This window comes from Streptomyces sp. BE20, assembly GCF_036322525.1.
In the GTDB taxonomy this organism is placed as follows: Bacteria; Actinomycetota; Actinomycetes; order Streptomycetales; family Streptomycetaceae; genus Kitasatospora.
Genome location: NZ_JAQYWW010000104.1, coordinates 1 through 868, shown reverse-complemented (window position 1 = coordinate 868; position 868 = coordinate 1). Strand labels below are relative to the sequence as shown.

Sequence of the window (868 nt, the reverse complement as noted above, 5' to 3'; positions counted from 1 at the left end):
TACCGCCGTCGCGTGGGGCCCGTGGGCCCGGGTGGGCATGGCGGCGGACGACGAGACGGCCGCGCAGTTGCGCCGCCGGGGTCTGAGCCCGATGGATCCCGCCCGGGCGCTGGCAGCGCTGGCGTCGGCCGTCGGCTCGGGCGAGGCGGCCGTCACCGTCGCGGACGTCCGCTGGGCGGACTTCCTGCCGCTGTTCACTGCCGTTCGCGAGCGGCCGCTGTTCGCCAGGCTGGCCCCCGCCGTGACGGGAGGTCCTGTGCCGGAGGAGACCGGGCTGGCCGCACGGCTCGCCGGCCTGTCGGCGGTGGAGCGGCACCGGGCGGTGCTGGACCTGGTGCGGGCCGAGGTGGCCGTGGTGCTCGGCCATGCGTCGACCGGGGCGGTCGAGGCGTCGCGGGCGTTCAAGGAGCTGGGCTTCGACTCGCTGACGGCCGTCGAGCTGCGGAACCGGTTGCAGGCCGCGACCGGGCTGGTGCTTCCCGCGACGCTGGTCTTCGACTACCCGGACGCCGAGCGGCTCGCCGCCTTCGTGCTGGGACGTTTCGCTCCGGGCACCTTCGTGTCGGACGCGACCGTCGCGGCAGCCGTCGCGCCTGCCGGCGACGACCCGGTGGTGATCGTGGGGATGGGTCTGCGGTTGCCGGGTGGTGTGGGGACGCCCGAGGAGTTCTGGGATCTGGTCGCGTCCGGGAGGGACGGGATCGGGGCGTTCCCGACGGATCGTGGGTGGGATCTGGACGGCCTGTACCACCCGGATCCGGAGCATGCGGGGACGTTCTACGCCCGGGAGGGCGGGTTCCTGTACGGGGCGGGGGACTTCGATGCGGGGCTGTTCGGGATCTCGCCGCGTGAGGCGCTGGCGATGGAT

1 protein-coding gene is annotated in these 868 nt (G+C 74.4%); it reads left to right on the top strand.

Annotation, left to right across the window (positions count from 1 at the left end; all coding sequences use genetic code 11):
• Positions 1-868: acyl carrier protein (locus PUR61_RS00510; RefSeq protein ID WP_329874456.1), on the top strand; the 868-nt coding region annotated here is incomplete at both ends.